The organism is Streptomyces sp. NPDC006368, from assembly GCF_040612535.1.
Lineage (GTDB): Bacteria > Actinomycetota > Actinomycetes > Streptomycetales > Streptomycetaceae > Streptomyces.
In genome coordinates, this window is record NZ_JBEXQK010000003.1 from 39941 (window position 1) to 57141 (window position 17201).

Annotated in this window: 19 protein-coding genes and 1 pseudogene; 14 read left to right on the forward strand and 6 right to left on the reverse strand. The window is 73.3% G+C overall.

The genetic code is table 11. The features are described 5' to 3' along the window. Positions 1–74: 74 nt before the first annotated feature. From ABZZ38_RS03730 to ABZZ38_RS03745, 4 genes are all read left to right on the forward strand, one after another. Positions 75–1346, forward strand: coding sequence for an NYN domain-containing protein (locus tag ABZZ38_RS03730; RefSeq protein WP_356735365.1), 1272 nt, complete (start codon positions 75–77; stop codon positions 1344–1346). A gap of 72 nt (positions 1347–1418) precedes the next feature. Beyond that, on the forward strand, positions 1419–2390 hold the full coding sequence (locus ABZZ38_RS03735) for an ABC transporter ATP-binding protein (RefSeq protein ID WP_356735852.1): 972 nt from the start codon (positions 1419–1421) through the stop codon (positions 2388–2390). 58 nt (positions 2391–2448) lie between these two features. Continuing rightward, complete coding sequence (locus tag ABZZ38_RS03740) at positions 2449–3252, forward strand: ABC transporter permease (protein WP_356735854.1); 804 nt, start codon at positions 2449–2451, stop codon at positions 3250–3252. A 34-nt stretch (positions 3253–3286) separates the two neighbouring features. Then, a complete protein-coding gene (locus ABZZ38_RS03745; RefSeq protein ID WP_356735367.1) occupies positions 3287–3913 on the forward strand; it encodes a DUF2567 domain-containing protein in 627 nt (208 codons plus the stop codon). Between the two features lie 34 nt (positions 3914–3947). On the opposite strand, the gene ybaK is transcribed toward ABZZ38_RS03745, so the two are convergent. From ybaK to ABZZ38_RS03765, 4 genes are all read right to left on the reverse strand, one after another. Then, positions 3948–4400, reverse strand: coding sequence for a Cys-tRNA(Pro) deacylase (gene ybaK / locus ABZZ38_RS03750; RefSeq protein WP_356735856.1), 453 nt, complete (start codon positions 4398–4400; stop codon positions 3948–3950). A gap of 113 nt (positions 4401–4513) precedes the next feature. Next, a complete protein-coding gene (locus ABZZ38_RS03755; protein WP_356735369.1) occupies positions 4514–5254 on the reverse strand; it encodes an LON peptidase substrate-binding domain-containing protein in 741 nt (246 codons plus the stop codon). 11 nt (positions 5255–5265) lie between these two features. Then, positions 5266–6381: a hypothetical protein gene (locus ABZZ38_RS03760; RefSeq protein ID WP_356735371.1), complete on the reverse strand. Its 1116-nt coding sequence runs from the start codon at positions 6379–6381 to the stop codon at positions 5266–5268. A gap of 116 nt (positions 6382–6497) precedes the next feature. Further along, positions 6498–8108 carry an oxidoreductase gene (locus tag ABZZ38_RS03765; protein ID WP_356735373.1) on the reverse strand — a complete coding sequence of 537 codons (1611 nt, stop codon included), beginning with the start codon at positions 8106–8108 and terminating at the stop codon, positions 6498–6500. Positions 8109–8268: 160 nt separating this feature from the next. Here ABZZ38_RS03765 and hisD point away from each other — a divergent pair, with 160 nt between their 5' ends. Genes hisD through hisF form a run of 8 tightly spaced genes read left to right on the forward strand, consistent with a single transcriptional unit; the run spans position 8269 to position 14030 of the window. Continuing rightward, positions 8269–9591: a histidinol dehydrogenase gene (hisD, locus tag ABZZ38_RS03770; RefSeq protein WP_356735375.1), complete on the forward strand. Its 1323-nt coding sequence runs from the start codon at positions 8269–8271 to the stop codon at positions 9589–9591. After that, positions 9588–10703 carry a histidinol-phosphate transaminase gene (locus ABZZ38_RS03775; RefSeq protein WP_356735377.1) on the forward strand — a complete coding sequence of 372 codons (1116 nt, stop codon included), beginning with the start codon at positions 9588–9590 and terminating at the stop codon, positions 10701–10703. The genes hisD and ABZZ38_RS03775 overlap by 4 nt, the downstream gene beginning before the upstream one ends. Beyond that, the gene (hisB, locus tag ABZZ38_RS03780; RefSeq protein WP_030492957.1) at positions 10700–11293 is read left to right on the forward strand and encodes an imidazoleglycerol-phosphate dehydratase HisB; all 594 of its coding nucleotides are present in this window, start codon (positions 10700–10702) and stop codon (positions 11291–11293) included. The genes ABZZ38_RS03775 and hisB overlap by 4 nt, the downstream gene beginning before the upstream one ends. Then, entirely contained in the window at positions 11290–11457 is a 168-nt protein-coding gene (locus tag ABZZ38_RS03785) for a hypothetical protein (RefSeq protein ID WP_356735379.1), read from the forward strand. The genes hisB and ABZZ38_RS03785 overlap by 4 nt, the downstream gene beginning before the upstream one ends. Next, positions 11454–12095 carry an imidazole glycerol phosphate synthase subunit HisH gene (hisH, locus tag ABZZ38_RS03790; protein ID WP_356735381.1) on the forward strand — a complete coding sequence of 214 codons (642 nt, stop codon included), beginning with the start codon at positions 11454–11456 and terminating at the stop codon, positions 12093–12095. The genes ABZZ38_RS03785 and hisH overlap by 4 nt, the downstream gene beginning before the upstream one ends. A gap of 41 nt (positions 12096–12136) precedes the next feature. Further along, positions 12137–12880: a bifunctional 1-(5-phosphoribosyl)-5-((5-phosphoribosylamino)methylideneamino)imidazole-4-carboxamide isomerase/phosphoribosylanthranilate isomerase PriA gene (gene priA / locus ABZZ38_RS03795; protein WP_356735383.1), complete on the forward strand. Its 744-nt coding sequence runs from the start codon at positions 12137–12139 to the stop codon at positions 12878–12880. Then, the gene (locus ABZZ38_RS03800; protein ID WP_356735385.1) at positions 12877–13278 is read left to right on the forward strand and encodes a RidA family protein; all 402 of its coding nucleotides are present in this window, start codon (positions 12877–12879) and stop codon (positions 13276–13278) included. The genes priA and ABZZ38_RS03800 overlap by 4 nt, the downstream gene beginning before the upstream one ends. Continuing rightward, positions 13275–14030 (forward strand): imidazole glycerol phosphate synthase subunit HisF, encoded by a 756-nt coding sequence (hisF, locus tag ABZZ38_RS03805; RefSeq protein ID WP_356735387.1) that lies wholly within the window; start codon positions 13275–13277, stop codon positions 14028–14030. Before ABZZ38_RS03800 ends, hisF begins: the two co-directional genes overlap by 4 nt. A gap of 137 nt (positions 14031–14167) precedes the next feature. Here the strand turns inward: hisF and ABZZ38_RS03810 are convergent. Both ABZZ38_RS03810 and ABZZ38_RS03815 read right to left on the reverse strand, forming a co-directional pair. Beyond that, positions 14168–14431: pseudogene (locus ABZZ38_RS03810) on the reverse strand (VOC family protein); the annotation flags it as partial. 135 nt (positions 14432–14566) lie between these two features. Continuing rightward, positions 14567–15202 (reverse strand): TIGR03085 family metal-binding protein, encoded by a 636-nt coding sequence (locus ABZZ38_RS03815; RefSeq protein ID WP_356735389.1) that lies wholly within the window; start codon positions 15200–15202, stop codon positions 14567–14569. Between the two features lie 84 nt (positions 15203–15286). Between ABZZ38_RS03815 and hisI the strand changes: the two genes are divergently transcribed. After that, on the forward strand, positions 15287–15634 hold the full coding sequence (gene hisI, locus ABZZ38_RS03820) for a phosphoribosyl-AMP cyclohydrolase (RefSeq protein WP_356735391.1): 348 nt from the start codon (positions 15287–15289) through the stop codon (positions 15632–15634). 11 nt (positions 15635–15645) lie between these two features. Beyond that, positions 15646–17199 (forward strand): anthranilate synthase component I, encoded by a 1554-nt coding sequence (locus ABZZ38_RS03825; RefSeq protein ID WP_356735393.1) that lies wholly within the window; start codon positions 15646–15648, stop codon positions 17197–17199. Positions 17200–17201: the final 2 nt, after the last annotated feature.

Here is a 17201-nt window from a genome sequence, read left to right on the forward strand (position 1 = left end):
CGATAACACTCCAGCAGTCGGGCAGACTCGAAGAATCCCGAAGCAACTCCCGATCCCGAGGTTCCCGAAAGAGGGTGGAACACGTGGACCGCTGCGTCGTTCTGGTGGACGCCGGCTATCTGCTGGGCGCGGCCGCCAGCCTCCTGGCCGGGGAACCGGCCCGCTCCCGGATCACCGTCGACCACGCCGCCCTCATCCAGGGACTGCGTGAACGCGCCGAGAGCGACACGGCGCAGCCCCTGCTGCGGATCTACTGGTTCGACGGTGCCCCCGACCGCGTACCGCAGCCGGAGCACCGCAGGCTGCGCGTGATGCCCCGGGTCACCGTCCGGCTGGGCGCTCTGACCCGCAGCGACGGGCGCTGGGCGCAGAAGGGCGTCGACGCCGCGATGCACGCCGAGCTCACCGAGCTGGCCCGCAACCGGGCCTGCTCCGACGTGGTGCTGGTCACCGGCGACGGCGACCTGCTGCCGGGCCTGATGTCGGCCAAGGAACACGGCGTCGCCGTCCACCTCTGGGCCGTACAAGCCGCGGACGGTGACTACAACCAGTCCGAGGACCTGGTGGCGGAGGCCGACGAGCGGCGCGTCCTGGACCGCGAGTGGATCACCCGCGCGGTGCGGGCCAAGGAGCTCAACGGCGTCTGCGCCCCGCCGCCCGTCCCCCGCCCCGAGATCGCCGCCATCCTCTCCGCACCCCTGCCCGAGTCGGCCCTCGCCGCCTCCGAAGCCGCCGCCGCACGCGGCGGCTCGCCCACCCCCGCCCCGTCCGCCGCGCCCGCCCCCGCGCCGACGGCGGCCAACGGATCCGGCACCGCCCCCTCCGCCACCGGCAAGGGCGTCCCCACCCCCAAGGACCTGGCCGGCCTGCGCGGCCCCGGACACCCGCAGAGCGCCCCCGCCACCCCCGGTCCGCAGCCCGCAGCCACCCTGCGCTGGTCGTCCGACCGCGGCTGGATCGAACGCCCCGGCGGCCAGGTCGGCGAACCGCCCGAGACCGCCTCGCTGCCCACCCTCGCCCAGCTCACCAGCGCCGAGCAGCGCTGGGCCGACCGAGAGGAGGACATCACCACCGTCGGCGGTGACCCCTTCGAGGTCGGCCAGGTCTTCGCCCGGCGCTGGATGGAACGCCTCCCGGACCAGGGCCATGTGGAGAAGCTGTCCTCCATGTACCCGCGCATCCCGCACCGCATCGACGGCGAACTGCTCCGCTACGCGGCACGGTTCGGGCTGCTCGCGCACAAGGACGACCAGATCGACGAGCACGACCGGTACGCGATCCGGGCCGGCTTCTGGCGCGAGATCGACGTACGGGCCGCCGCCGGGCACACGCCCGCGGCGGAGTAGGAAGTCCGTCCGGATCCGCCCCGGGCGCATTCCGGGCAGCCCGACCCTTTAGGCTCATCCCTCGTGAGTACGGTGTGCGCGGCGCGGGAGCTGGTGAAGACGTACCCCGCCACGCGCGGCAGACGCGGCAGGCCCGCGACACCCGAGGTGCGCGCCACCGACGGGGTGTGCCTCGAGGTGCGCGGCGGCGAGATCTTCGGCCTGCTCGGCCCCAACGGCGCCGGCAAGTCCACCCTCGTACGCCAGCTGACCGGGCTGATGCGGCCCGACTCCGGCACCGTCGACGTCCTCGGCCACGACCTCGTACGCCACCCGGAGCGGGCGGCGCGTCTGATCGGCTACCTCGGCCAGGAGTCCACCGCGCTCGACGAGCTGACCGTCTCGCTCGCCACCGAGACCACGGCACGGCTGCGCGGCCTGACGACCCGGGACGCGCGGGCCGAGCGCGACGCCGTCCTGGACGAGCTGGGCCTGACCGGGCTGGCCGGGCGCCCCCTGAAGAAACTGTCCGGCGGGCAGCGGCGGCTCGCCTGCTTCGCCACCGCGCTGGTGGGGGAGCGGCCCCTGCTCATCCTGGACGAGCCGACCACCGGCATGGACCCCGTCGCCCGCCGCGCCGTATGGGCGGCGGTCGACCGGCGGCGCGCCGAGCGCGGCACGACGGTGCTGCTCGTCACCCACAACGTCATCGAGGCCGAGACCGTGCTCGACCGCGTCGCCGTCCTCGAACGCGGCCGGGTCATCGCCTGCGACACCCCCGCCGGGCTCAAGGAGCGGGTGGCCGGTGACGTACGCGTGGAGCTGGTGTGGCGCGAACGGGCACCGCTCGACGTGCCCGAGGTCGCCGCGCTGCGGGACTCCGCACAGGAGCACGGGCGCCGGTGGGTGCTGCGCCTCGCGCCCGACGAGGCACGGGCGGCGGTCGCGGCGGTGACGGGCGGCGCGGCGTTCTCGGCGCTCGACGACTTCACGCTCGCCACGCCGAGCCTGGAGGACGTGTACCTCGCCCTGGGCGGCGAGGCGAAGGGGCTGATCAAGGCGTGAGCCGCATGGGCTTGAGGGACAGGAGCGTCGTCAGGTGAGCATCGTGCCCGCGGAGGTCCTGTCGTCCGGCGCGGTCCGCGCCCCGGTCCGCGACGACGCGGGCGCCGCGCCGCTCGCACCCCGGGCGCGGCTGCTGCCCGCCCTCGGCGCGGTGTACCGGGCGCAGCTGTCGCGCGCCCGGGTCGCCCGTATCCCCCTGCTGTTCGTGGCGACCTTCCAGTCCGTCGGGATCATGGTCCTGATGCGCGGTGTCGTCGACGACGGCGGGGCGGAGGCACGGGCGGTGGTCGCCGGGTCGTCTGTGCTCGTCGTCGCGTTCGTCGCGCTCAACCTGCTCGCGCAGTACTTCGGGCAGCTACGGGCCAGCGGCGGGCTCGACCACTACGCCACCCTGCCGGTGCCGCCCGCCGCGGTGGTGCTGGGCGCGGCCGGCGCGTACGCGTCCTTCACGGTGCCCGGCACGGTCGTCACCGCGGTCGTCGGCTCGGTCCTCTTCAAGCTGCCGCTCACCCATCTGTGGATCCTCGGCGCCGTGGTGCCCCTCGCCGGGGCGGCGCTCGCCGGGCTCGGCGCGGCGCTCGGGCTGCTCGCACCCCGCCAGGAACTCGCCACGCTGCTGGGCCAGCTCGGCATGTCGGCGGCCCTGCTGCTGGGCGTGCTCCCGGCCGACCGGCTGCCGGAACCGATCGGGTGGGGGCGCGACCTGCTGCCGTCCACGTACGGCGTGGAGGCGCTGGCCCGCACGTTCGAGGCCCGGCCCGACTGGGCGGCCGTGGGCGTGGACCTGGCGGTCTGCGCGGCCGTCGGCGTCCTCTCGCTGACCGTCGCGACGTGGGCGTACCGGCGCGCGGCGGTCCGGTGAGGCGACCCAGGCGACCGCCTGGCACGATGGCAGGGTGACCGCACCGTTGACGCCACCGCACCAGCCCTCCCCGCAGGACCCCGCCGCCTGGCCGCCGCCGTACCCGTCCGCCGCCTCGCACGCCGACGACGCGCCCGTGGACGTGGCCACGGAGGTGCGGCAGGGCGTCGTGGTGCTGCTCGCGGTGACGCTCGCGGGTGTGGTGCTGGGGCTGCTGTGGCTGTGGCTGGCGCCCCGGGTGCCGCTGATCTCGGACGGCAAGGCGGTGTTCCTGAAGGAGACGGAGGGCGAGGGCGCGGTCGGCGCCGACGGCACGTTCACGCTGCTCGCGCTGGGGTTCGGTGCGCTGAGCGCCGCGGTGGTGTTCTGGTGCCACCGGTACGGCGGCATCGCGGTGGTCGTGGGCCTGGCCCTCGGCGGCCTGCTGGGCTCCCTGCTCGGCTGGGGCGTCGGTACGCTCCTGGGCCCGACGCACGACGTGGTCGCGCACGCCCGGGCGGTGGGCGAGGGCGTCGTCTTCGACGCGCCGCTGGAGCTGCACGCGCACGGCGCCGTGCTCGCGTGGCCGGTGGCCGCGATGATCGTCCACGTGGGCCTGACGGCCCTCTTCGGCCCCAGGGACCCGTCCCCCGAGTGGGACGTCACCCCGCCGCGCCCCTGAGGGACGGTGGGCCGGGGCGTCGCCGCCGCGGACCCTACGCGCGGCCGATCGGCGCCACCACCGCGCCCGTCAGGGCCGCCAGGTCCGAGGGGGACAGTTCGACCTCCAGGCCCCGGCGCCCCGCCGAGACGCAGACGGTGGCGTGCCGGGCGGCGGACGCGTCCAGCACCGTGCGCAGACGCTTGCGCTGGCCCAGGGGGGAGATGCCGCCCCGGACGTACCCTGTGGTGCGCTCGGCCGCCGCCGGGTCGGCCATCGTGGCGCGCTTGCCGCCCACCGCCGCCGCCAGGGCCTTCAGGTCCAGCTGGCCGGCCACCGGGACGATCGCGACCGTCAGATCGCCGTCCACGTCGGCGACGAGGGTCTTGAAGACCCGGTCGGGCGAGACCCCCAGCGCCTCGGCCGCCTCCTCGCCGTACGAGGGGGAGGCGGGATCGTGGTCGTACGCGTGCAGGGTGAAGGGTGTGCCGGCGGCGGTCAGGGCCACCGTCGCGGGGGTACCGCCCGTCCGTCGCCCGCCACCACCCTTGTTCGGGTGTGCTCCCCGCGGTCCTTCCGATGCCTTCTTCGGCTTCTTCGCCACCTGAGGTCTTCCTCGCGTCAGTTCGGGCTCGTCGGAGTACGGGTCAGGTCCACCGCGGGCAGCGACGGCAGGTGCCGCAGTACCGCCGTCTCCGAGCGCAGCAGACGCAGCTCCTCCCGCAACCGCGTCGCCGTGTCCGGGGCCTGGAGGAGCCGCTGCTTGGCCGGGGTGTCCAGCACCGCCGCCGCGGCGACCAGGTAGGAGACGACCGACGGTTCGTCGGGCAGCTCCACCGCGGTCGCCAGTGACCGCTCCCGCGCGCCGGCCAGCCGCTTCTGATAGGCGCGGAAGGCCCGCAGGACGCCCTCGGCGAGCGCGCCCGCGCCCTCGCCCTGCTCCTCCTCCAGCTCCTCCAGCTCGGCCGTCAGGAACGGCCCGCTCGCGTCGACCGACAGAAGTTTCACGCGCGTCGTACCGGTCGCCAGCACCTCGAAGCTGCCGTCCGCGCGCTCCCGGATCGTCGCCGCGTCCGCGACGCACCCGACCCGGTGGAACGCCTGGATCGGGTCGGCGCCGAACCCGGCGGCGGGCCCCTTCTCGGGCAGCGCGGTCTGGTCGGGCAGGCCGGGCGCCGTCGGCGCGACCTCGCGCCCGTCGCGGATGGCGACGACGGCGAAGCGGCGCGGTTCGGACTCGTCGGTCTTCAGCAGCTCGCGCATCATGGCGCGATAACGCTCTTCGAAGACGTTCAGGGGCAGGACGAGGCCGGGGAACAGCACCGCGTTCAGCGGAAAGAGGGGCAGGCGAGCGGTGGTCACAGCGGTCAAGCCTAATGGCCGCCCGCGCGCCCTCGTCCGGCCCGTCCGCGCAGCGGGACGCCGCCGCCCGCCGCGAGGCGCGCACCGGCCCGCGCGTCGAGGAACCGGCCCAGCGGATCGTCCCCGGCGGAGGACCACGGAAACGACGTCGCGTGCGGCCCGATCAGCCGGAACTGTTCGAGCGCCGCGCCCCACCGCCCCCGCCCCACCAGCACATACGCCAGTACGTTGCGCACCTCGGCCGGCCACGGGTCTCCCGCGGCGTACCGCCCGGACAGCTCGATCGCCAGGTCCGCCGCCGCGTCGATGCGCTCCTCGTGCACGGACGGTACGGATGGCGCGGACGGTACGGAGGCGGCGCCGCCGACCGGCAGCTGGGTCAGCGCGGCCCGCACCGGCAGCGCCCTGATCAACGACCCCGGCAGCGCGTCGGCCGCGGCCTGCTCGGCGAAGTCGAAGCACTCGGGGTGTGCGCCGCGCCGCTGCGCCGACAGGTACTTCAGCGCCGCGACATGGCAGCCGTAGTGGTGCGCGGAGCGGCGCACGGCCTGCTCCCACAGCGATTCGAAGACGGCGTGCGTGGCACGGGTGCCACGCGCGTGGTGCAGCGCGAGACGCCACGGCACCGGGTCGCGCGGTGCCGCGTCGGCCGCAGCACCGATCAGGGGCCCGAGCTCGCGCAGCCGCTCCGCGCGGGCCGGTGACTCCCACGCCCTGCGAACCTCCAGCTCGGCCCGGACCAGGAGCGCGTCGGGGTCGCGCGGTGCCCGCGCCAGCCATCCGGTGAGCCACTCGTCGCGGCAGTGCGCGAACGCCACCAGCCGCGAGGCGTACCGGTCGCGGCTCTCCCACTCGGCCGCCTCACGGGTGGCGGCCAGCAGCGCGGCGGCCGGCGCGTGGTCGCCGAGGGCGGCGGCGACCAGCGCCGGGCCGAGCCGCTCGTCCGGCGCGTCCAGCAGCACGGCGCGGTCCGGCGGCAGCCCGTCCGGCGGCAACCCGTCCTCCGACAGCGCGCCGGCGGCCGGCGGGGTGTGCCACGCGGGGGTCCGGGGCGGGGCACCGGACAGGTGCAGCGCGTCACGGGCGCCGCTCAGCAGGGCACGGAGCATCGTCATGGTGCCGACCATTCAAAACCGCAGGTGGGAGCCGCGCCAGTGGCCCGCTGTGAATCTTTGGTGGCGGCGGAATGGTTGCACGGCCGAATGCCAAGAGACCGTAAAGAAAGCGGCGAACCGTCGGTGGGTCAGCTGCGCCTGAGGAGCCGCGAGGCCCCTGCCGCGACCGTGGTGGCGAGTATCCAGCCGAGCAGGATCAGCACCGTCGACGCCCACTGCCATATGCCCGTCAGCCGCCAGTACCCGTCCTGCCCGAGGTTGATCACCGGGAGCAGCAGGTCCAGCGCGTACAGCGCGGCGTTCCAGTTCGGGTGCTCGTCCGTCTTGATCGCCGCGGGGTCGTACCGGGAGAAGGCCAGCGTCCCCGCCGCCCACAGCACCGCCATCCACAGCGCCGCCCGGCCGGGCCGGTAACCGTAGGCCACCGTCCAGTCCTGGAGGTACCCCCACATCTTCGCCGCCAGCGGCAGGGTCTCGCGCCGCCTGCGCTGCTTGGCGAGCAGCACCTCCCGCGCGTCCGCGTCCTCGCCGCTGCCGCGCAGCACCGCCGCGAGGCGTTCGTAGGGCTCGGGTGCGAACTCCGGCGTGGCCGCCGCCACCCACTCCAGGCGGCGGGCGAGCGGGAAGTGCCCGTACGGGACGAGGTTCTCGTACACGAATCCGCCCATCGCCAGCCCGCCCGGCCCCGGCCAGCTGGTCGAGAGGTCGATCAGCGTGACCACCTTCGCGCCGTTCAGCACGACCCGCCCCTCCTCCGGGCGCTCACCGTTGAAGCGCAGCTCCGGTGTGACGATGCGGCGCAGCGACAGCTCCTCCTTCCGCTCCGACGACAGCAGGAACCGCGCGTGGTGGAAGTCGACCGCGTCACCGAACCGGCCGTCGTCCAGCCGCACCCCGCCCCGGCACTCGAAGGGCTGGATGCGGGTGCCGCGCATCGGCGTGTTGAAGTTGGCCAGCCCGCCGGGCGGCGTGGCCCCCGCCACGTTCCCCGTGGTGTCGCTCACCCAGGCGTACGTCATGTAGAGCGTGCGCTCCACGCTCAGCTGCGGCGCGTTCAGGGCCCGCCTGCCCTCGGCGCCGCGCAGCCGGCTGCCGCGCAGGTTCAGCGACACGCCGATCTTGGCGCCGCGCAGCGAGAACTCGCCGTAGGTCTCGATCAGCTCCGCCTGGAGGTCCTGGGCGACCGACAGTCCGTCCGCGACGATCGCCCGGCCGTTCCGGTCCGGGCGGACGTGTATCTGGTTGATCAGCAGATCCGTACCGATCTGGGCGTCCGTGAGCCGCACCCCCCGCTCCACCCGGCAGCGCGGCAGATGCAGATCGCCCTCCGTGTGCAGCCGGGCCGCCTCCAGCCTCGGTATCGCACAGCCGACCATGCGCAGCGTGCCGAACCGGGACTCCGGCAGCACCACCTCGTTCTCGAACCGGCAGCCCTGCAGCTCCACGTACGGCGAGACCGTGCCGCCCGCGAGATTCAGCGTCCCGGTGATCTGCACCCCACGCAGTTTCAGCGCCGACACGCGCCCGGCCAGCGCGGGCGGCCCGTCCAGCAGCAGCAGTGCGACCACCCGGGCGCGGACGCTGCGCTCCGGCGGCCACGCGCGCGGCGAGAACGGGTCGTCCAGCACGGCGTTGCCCACGCTCAGGTCGTAGGTCGCACCGATCCGGAACGCCTGCCACATCCCCAGCTCGGTGGGGCTGAGGTCGCCCGGCACGTCGTCGTCATGCGGCTCGGTCACTGCCGCCCCCCTCGCTTCCCCTGTTTCGTACGGCTGTTCTTCCCGCTGTGTGACGGACCGAACACCAACGGTCAGGTGTGACAAGAAGACGCCAGTGCGGCTTGTATCAGCCAGTGATACAGGCGACCGGCCGCGCGTCACCGTCTGCGAGAATTGACCTGTGATCTCACGAATCGATCTGCGCGGCGACGCCCTCCCGAAGGGTGGCGCTCTGCGCGACCTGCTGCCCCGTGCCGAGTTCGACGTGGAAGCCGCCCTGGAGAAGGTGCGGCCCATCTGCGAGGCCGTGCATCATCGGGGCGACGCGGCGCTGATCGATTACGCGGAGAAGTTCGACGGGGTGACCCTCGACCAGGTCCGCGTCCCGGCCGCCGCGCTCACGCGTGCGCTGGAGGAGCTGGATCCGGCCGTCCGCGCGGGTCTGGAGGAGTCGATCCGGCGGGCCAGGATCGTCCACCGCGAGCAGCGCAGGACGCAGCACACCACCCAGGTCGTGCCCGGCGGCACCGTCACGGAGAAGTGGGTCCCGGTCGACCGCGTCGGCCTGTACGCGCCGGGCGGCCGCTCCGTCTACCCGTCGTCCGTGATCATGAACGCCGTACCGGCGCAGGAGGCGGGCGTCGAGTCGATCGCTCTCGCGTCCCCGCCCCAGCGGGAGCACGGCGGCCTGCCGCACCCGACGATCCTCGCCGCGTGCGCGCTGCTCGGCGTGGACGAGGTGTACGCCGCGGGCGGCGCCCAGGCCGTCGCGATGTTCGCGTACGGCACCGAGTCCTGCGCCCCCGCCACCATGGTCACCGGCCCCGGCAACATCTGGGTCGCCGCCGCCAAGCGGTACTTCACCGGCCGGATCGGCATCGACACCGAGGCCGGCCCGACCGAGATCGCCGTCCTCGCCGACGACACCGCCGACCCGGTGCACGTCGCCGCGGACCTGATCAGCCAGGCCGAGCACGACCCGCTCGCCGCCGCCGTCCTCGTCACCGACTCCGTCGAGCTCGCCGAGGCGGTCGAGAAGGAGCTTCAGCCGCAGGTCGCCGCCACCAGGCACGTCGAGGACCGCATCCTGCCGGCGCTGCGCGGCAGGCAGTCCGCGATCGTCCTGGTCGACGGCCTGGAGGAGGGCCTGCGCGTGGTCGACGCGTACGGCGCCGAGCACCTGGAGATCCAGACGGCGGACGCCGCCGCCGTCGCCGCCCGGGTCCGCAACGCGGGCGCGATCTTCGTCGGCCCCTGGGCGCCCGTCTCCCTGGGCGACTACTGCGCGGGCTCCAACCACGTGCTGCCCACCGGCGGCTGCGCCTGCCACTCCTCGGGCCTGTCCGTGCAGTCCTTCCTGCGCGGCATCCACATCGTGGACTACACGCGAGACGCGCTCGCCGACGTCGCCCACCACGTGGTGACGCTCGCGGAGGCGGAGGACCTGCCGGCCCACGGCGCGGCGATCAAGGCCAGGTTCGGCTGGAAGGTGCCCGGCCAGTGAACACGGACATCGGCATCGACGACCTGCCCATCCGCGACGAGCTGCGCGGCAAGTCCCCGTACGGCGCGCCCCAGCTCGACGTACCCGTGCGCCTCAACACCAACGAGAACCCGTACCCGCTGCCCGAGCCGCTCGTCGAGCGGATCGCCGAGCGCGTCCGGGAGGCCGCCCGCACGCTCAACCGCTACCCCGACCGGGACGCCGTCGAGCTCCGCACCGCCCTGGCCGCCTACCTCACCCGCACCACCGGTCACGAGGTCGGGCTCGCCCAGGTCTGGGCCGCCAACGGCTCCAACGAGGTCATCCAGCAGCTGCTGCAGACCTTCGCCGGACCCGGCAGGATCGCCATCGGCTTCGAGCCCTCGTACTCGATGCACGGCCTGATCTCGCGCGGCACCGGCACCGGCTGGATCTCCGGCCCCCGCCGCGACGACTTCACCATCGACGTGGACGCCGCCACGGCCGCCATCGCCCGGCACCGCCCCGACGTCGTCTTCATCACCTCGCCCAACAACCCCACGGGCACCGCCGTCGAGGCGGAGACCGTGCTGGCGCTGTACGAGGCGGCCCAGGCCGCCAAGCCGTCCCTCGTCGTCGTCGACGAGGCGTACGTGGAATTCAGCCACGGCCCGTCCTTGCTGCCCCTCATCGAGGGCCGGCCCCATCTGGTGGTCTCCCGGACCATGTCCAAGGCGTTCGGCGCGGCCGGTCTCCGGCTCGGCTACCTGGCGGCGCACCCCGCCGTCGTCGACGCCGTCCAGCTGGTGCGCCTGCCGTACCACCTGTCCGCCGTCACCCAGGCCACGGCGCTCGCCGCCCTGGAGCACACCGATACGCTGCTGGGATACGTCGAGCAGCTGAAGACCGAACGGGACCGCCTGGTCGCCGAGCTGCGCGCCATCGGTTACGAGGTCACCGAGTCCGACGCCAACTTCGTCCAGTTCGGGCGCTTCGCCGACGCGCACGCCGTCTGGCAGCAGATCCTCGACCGGGGCGTCCTGGTCCGTGACAACGGCGTACCGGGGTGGCTGCGGGTCACCGCCGGCACACCCGAAGAGAACGACGCGTTCCTCGATGCGGTTCGCGCACTGAAGAAGGAGCAGAGCTCATGAGCCGCGTAGGACGGGTCGAGCGCACCACCAAGGAGACGTCCGTCGTCGTCGAGATAGACCTCGACGGCACGGGCAAGGTCGACGTGTCGACCGGGGTCGGCTTCTACGACCACATGCTCGACCAGCTCGGCCGCCACGGTCTGTTCGACCTCACCGTCAAGACCGACGGCGACCTGCACATCGACTCCCACCACACCATCGAGGACACCGCCCTCGCGCTCGGTGCCGCCTTCAAGCAGGCGCTCGGTGACAAGGTGGGGATCTACCGGTTCGGGAACTGCACGGTCCCCCTGGACGAGTCCCTCGCCCAGGTCACCGTCGACCTGTCCGGCCGCCCCTACCTGGTGCACACCGAGCCGGAGAACATGGCGCCGATGATCGGCTCCTACGACACGACGATGACCCGCCACATCCTGGAGTCGTTCGTCGCCCAGGCCCAGATCGCGCTGCACGTCCACGTGCCGTACGGCCGCAACGCCCACCACATCGTGGAGTGCCAGTTCAAGGCCCTGGCCCGCGCCCTGAGGTACGCCTCCGAGCGCGACCCGCGCGCGGCCGGGATCCTGCCCTCCACGAAGGGCGCGCTGTGACGGGCCTTTCGACCATCCTGATCGTCGTCGGCCTCTTCCTGGCGGGAGGCGTGTACTCCTTCAGCAAGCAGAAGATGCCCAGGGGGCTCATCGTCCTGCTGTCCATCGCGTCGCTGATGTGTCTGGTCGCGGGCGTCATGCGGATTCAGGGGATCTGGGAATGAGCACCTCGAAGAACGTCGTGGTCTTCGACTACGGATTCGGCAACGTCCGCTCCGCGGAGCGCGCCCTCGCCCATGTCGGCGCCGACGTCGAGATCACCCGCGACTACGACAGGGCGATGAACGCCGACGGGCTCCTCGTGCCCGGCGTCGGCGCGTTCTCCGCCTGCATGACGGGGCTCAAGGGCGCACGCGGCGACTGGATCGTGGAGCGCCGGCTCTCCGGCGGCCGGCCCGTCATGGGCATCTGCGTCGGCATGCAGATCCTCTTCGCGCAGGGCATCGAGCACGGCGTCGAGACCGAGGGCCTGGACGAGTGGCCCGGCACCGTCGGACCGCTGAACGCCCCGGTCGTCCCCCACATGGGCTGGAACACCGTCGAGGCCCCCCAGGACAGCGAGCTCTTCGCCGGCCTCGACGCCGACGCCCGGTTCTACTTCGTGCACTCCTACGCCGTGCACGACTGGAGCCTGGAGATCACCAACCCCGCGATGCGCGCGCCCAAGGTCACCTGGTCCACGCACGGTGAACGGTTCGTGGCGGCCGTCGAGAACGGCGCGCTGTGGGCGACCCAGTTCCACCCCGAGAAGTCCGGTGACGCGGGCGCCCAGCTGCTGACCAACTGGATCAACACCCTCTGACCCCCTCCGCCCTCCCTCCGAAGGATCTAGGACCCGCTGAGATGAGCAAGCTCGAACTCCTCCCCGCCGTCGACGTCCGGGACGGCCAGGCCGTACGGCTCGTCCATGGCGAGTCCGGTACGGAGACGTCCTACGGCTCTCCCCTGGAGGCCGCCCTGACCTGGCAGCGGGCGGGCGCCGAGTGGCTGCATCTCGTCGACCTCGACGCCGCCTTCGGCACCGGTGACAACCGGGAACTGATCGCCCAGGTCGCCGGGTCCATGGCGGACATGAACCTCAAGGTGGAGCTGTCCGGCGGCATCCGCGACGACGCCTCCCTCGCGGCGGCCCTCGCCACCGGCTGCACCCGGGTCAACCTGGGCACGGCCGCCCTGGAGACGCCCGAGTGGGTCGCCAAGGTCATCGCCGAGCACGGCGACAAGATCGCGGTCGGCCTGGACGTACGGGGCACGACGCTGCGCGGACGCGGCTGGACCCGCGACGGCGGCGACCTGTACGAGACGCTGGCCCGCCTCGACTCCGAGGGCTGCGCCCGGTACGTCGTCACCGACATCGCCAAGGACGGCACCCTCCAGGGCCCCAACCTGGAGCTCCTGCGCAACGTGTGCGCCGCCACCGACAAGCCGGTCGTCGCCTCCGGCGGCGTCTCGTCGCTGGACGACCTGCGGGCGATCGCCGCGCTGGTCCCCGAGGGCGTCGAGGGCGCGATCGTCGGCAAGGCGCTGTACGCCGAGGCGTTCACCCTGGAAGAGGCGCTCGCCGCCGTCGCGGCGGTGGCGGAATGACCGAGTCCGTACGCAAGGTGGCGACCGGCGCCCCCTGGGAGGACCAGTTCGGCTACTCCCGCGCCGTGGAACTGCCCAACGGCCTCGTCCTGGTCTCCGGCTGCACCTCGATCGTCGACGGACAGATCGCCGGTGGCAGCCCCCACGAGCAGGCGATCAACTCCTTCCGCGTGGCCTTCGCCGCGCTGGAGCAGCTCGGCCTGGGCCCCGCCGACGTCGTACGCACCCGGATGTACATCACTCACGCCCGTGACGTGGAGGAGGTCGGCCGAGCCCACAAGGAGCTGTTCGACGCCGTCCGCCCCGCCGCGTCCATGATCATCGTCTCCGGTCTGGTCGACCCGAGTCTGGTCGTCGAGGTCGAGGTCGAGGCGTACCGAGGAGCACAGCAGTCATGACCCTCGCCGTCCGAGTCATCCCCTGCCTGGACGTGGACAACGGCCGGGTCGTCAAGGGCGTCAACTTCCAGAACCTGCGCGACGCGGGCGACCCCGTCGAGATGGCCAAGCTGTACGACGCCGAAGGCGCCGACGAGCTCACCTTCCTCGACATCACCGCCTCGTCCGGCAACCGGGAGACCACCTACGACGTGGTGCGCCGCACCGCCGAGCAGGTCTTCATCCCGCTGACCGTCGGCGGCGGTGTCCGCAGCGCCGACGACGTCGACAAGCTGCTGCGCGCGGGCGCGGACAAGGTCGGCGTCAACACCGCGGCGATCGCCCGCCCGCACCTCATCCGGGAGATCGCCGAGCGCTTCGGCCGCCAGGTCCTCGTCCTGTCGGTCGACGCCCGTCGCACCCCCGAGGGCGCCTTCGAGGTCACCACCCACGGCGGCCGGCGCGGCACCGGCATCGACGCCGTCGAGTGGGCCCACCGGGCCGCCGAGCTGGGCGCGGGCGAGATCCTGCTCAACTCGATGGACGCCGACGGCACCAAGGACGGCTACGACACCGAGATGATCGCCGCCGTGCGCAAGCACGTCACGGTCCCGGTGATCGCCTCCGGCGGCGCCGGCAGGCTGGCGGACTTCCCGCCGGCGATCGCGGCGGGCGCGGACGCGGTGCTGGCCGCGTCGGTCTTCCACTTCGGCGACCTGCGGATCTCCCAGGTCAAGGACGCCCTGCGCGAGGCCGGCCACCCCGTCCGCTGACGCGCGGCCCGCTTCAGCCCGGTTGGCTGGGCGAGCTGTACGAGGTCGCCGACGGTGTCGTCCGGCACGGCCGTCGGCACCGGCCCCCGCTCCGTGGGCGGCTGGGTGAACGCCACGCCCGGCCCGCCCAGCCGCTCGTACCCGGCGGCGAGGTCGTCCACCCCCAGCGCGCCGCACGGCGGCCCGGCGTCCCGCGGTCCCTCCCGGTACTGCTCGGCCACCGGGCTGTCCCCGGGCTCCAGCACCAGCTCCACGTCCTGCCCGGGCGCCGCGACCGGGATGAAGCGCGCCCCGCCGAGATCGAGGTCCGTCCGGGCCGCGAAGCCGAGCACGTCCGTGCGCAAGGCGTGCGCCGTCCCCTCGTCGTCGGCGAACACGCCGGTCATCGCGATCCTGATCATCGTCCGCCTCCCGGGTGAGCCGCCTACGTCCGATGATGCCCGCCGCCACTGACAACGGCCCTCCGGCAGCCCGTCACGCCGCGCCGCGGGCCGTCGCCGCGGGACGGGCCGCCGTGCGGAGGAGGCCGTCCCCGGTCAGATGCCCAGCTGCTTCGTCCCGTGGAGCCGCTCCACCGCGTCCTTGTCGCCCTCGACGTCCACGCGCGCCGCGTCCTGGCGCCCGAACGCGAACATCGTCAGCTCGCCCGGCTCCCCGGTCACCGTCACCACCGGGGTGCCCCGGCGGGCCACCGTCGTCTGGCCGTTCGGGCGGCGCAACACGAGGCCCACCGGAACCTTCCGGCACAGCATCCGCGCCGCCTTCTCCAGGCGCGACCACAGGGCGTCCGCGAAGACGGGGTCCAGCTCGCGGGGGGTCCAGTCCGGCTGCGCCCGCCGCACATCCTCGGCGTGCACATAGAACTCGACCGTGTTCGCGCCCTCGTCCACCTGTTTGATCGCGTACGGCGACATCCTGGGCGGTCCCGTACGGATCAGCTGGATCAGCTCGTCGTACGGCTTCGAGGCGTACTCCGCCTGCACCTGCTCCAGGCGCCCGCGCAGCGGCCCGATCAGGATTCCCGCCGCCGCGTCCGGGCGGCGCTCCCGCACCACCACATGGGCCGCGAGGTCGCGGGTCTTCCAGCCGTCGCACAGGGTCAGGGCATCCGGTCCCGCCGCCTCCAACAGATCGGCGAGCAGAAGCCGTTCACGCTTGGCATGGGTCGACATGACCGCCAGGGTACGGCGGCGGACCCCGGTCCGCCCAGTGGACGCACCCCGGGGAAGGTGCCGTCGTCACGGCACAATGGCGGCATGACCAGCAACCTTGACCCGGCCATCGCCGCCCGTCTCAAGCGCAGCCCCGACGGGCTGGTCCCGGCCATCGCCCAGCAGTACGACACCGGCGAGGTGCTCATGCTCGGCTGGATGGACGACGAGGCCCTGCACCGCACCCTCACCACCGGCCGCTGCACCTACTGGTCCCGCAGCCGGCGGGAATACTGGGTCAAGGGCGACACCTCCGGCCACGTCCAGCACGTGAAGTCCGTCGCCCTGGACTGCGACGCGGACACCGTCCTGGTCAAGGTCGACCAGGTGGGGGCCGCCTGCCACACAGGGGCCCGTACCTGCTTCGACGTCGACGTCCTGCTCGACAAGTAGGGTCTGGCGCCATGGATCTCGAGACCTTCCGCAAGCTGGCGGCCGACCGCCGCGTCATCCCCGTCAGTCGCCGCCTGCTCGCGGACGGCGACACCCCGGTCGGGCTCTACCGCAAGCTGGCGGCCGAGCGGCCCGGGACGTTCCTGCTGGAGTCCGCCGATGGGGGTACCTCCCACACCGTAGGTGGTGGGGGAGGCCGCTCCTGGTCGCGCTACTCGTTCATCGGCGTACGCAGCGCCGCGACCCTCACCGCGCGCGACGGCCGGGCCCACTGGCTGGGCACCCCGCCCGTCGGCGTGCCCGTCGACGGGGACCCCCTCGCGGCGCTCCGCGCCACCGTCGAGACCCTGCACACCCCCCCTGCGCCCGGCGCCGGCGTGGGAGGCGCCCCCACTCACGGCCTCGCGTCCGAGGTCCCGCCCTTCACCGGCGGCATGGTCGGATACCTCGGCTACGACATCGTGCGCCGCCTGGAGCGGATCGGCGAGCACGGCAGCGACGACCTCCGGCTGCCCGAGCTCACCATGCTCCTCACCTCCGACCTCGCCGTCCTCGACCACTGGGACGGCACCGTCCTGCTGATCGCCAACGCGATCAACCACAACGACCTCGACACCGGCGTCGACGAGGCGTACGCGGACGCCGTCGCCCGCCTCGACGCCATGACCGCCGACCTCGCCCAGCCGCTCGCCACCGAGCCCGCCGCGCTGCCGCCGTCCGAGCTGCCGCCCTACACCGCCCTGTGGGGCGGCGAGGCCTATCAGGAGGCCGTCGAGGACATCAAGGAGCGGATCAGGGCGGGCGAGGCCTTCCAGGTCGTGCCCTCGCAGCGCTTCGAGACCCCGTGCACGGCGGGCGCGCTGGACGTCTACCGAGTCCTGCGGGCCACCAACCCGTCCCCGTACATGTACCTCTTCCGCTTCGACGGTTTCGACGTCGTCGGGTCCAGTCCCGAAGCACTGGTCAAAGTCGAGGACGGGCACGCCATGGTGCACCCCATCGCGGGCACCCGCCCGCGCGGTGCCACCCCTCAGGAGGACCAGGCGCTCGCCGACGAGCTCATCGCCGACCCCAAGGAGCGCGCCGAGCACCTCATGCTCGTCGACCTCGGCCGCAACGACCTGGGCCGGGTCTGCGAACCGGGCTCCGTCGAGGTCGTCGACTTCATGTCGATCGAGCGGTACTCGCACGTCATGCACATCGTCTCGACCGTCACCGGCCGCGTGGCCGAGGGCCGCACCGCCTTCGACGTCCTGACCGCCTGCTTCCCCGCGGGAACCCTCTCCGGCGCGCCCAAGCCGCGGGCCATGCAGATCATCGAGGAGCTCGAACCCACCCGGCGCGGACTCTACGGCGGCTGCGTCGGCTATCTGGACTTCGCCGGGAACTCCGACACCGCGATCGCCATCCGCACCGCGCTGCTGCGCGACGGCACGGCGTACGTCCAGGCGGGCGCCGGTGTCGTCGCAGACTCCGACCCCGTCGCGGAGGACACCGAATGCCGCAACAAGGCGGCGGCCGTGCTCCGCGCCGTACACACCGCCAACCGGATGAACGGCGCATGACG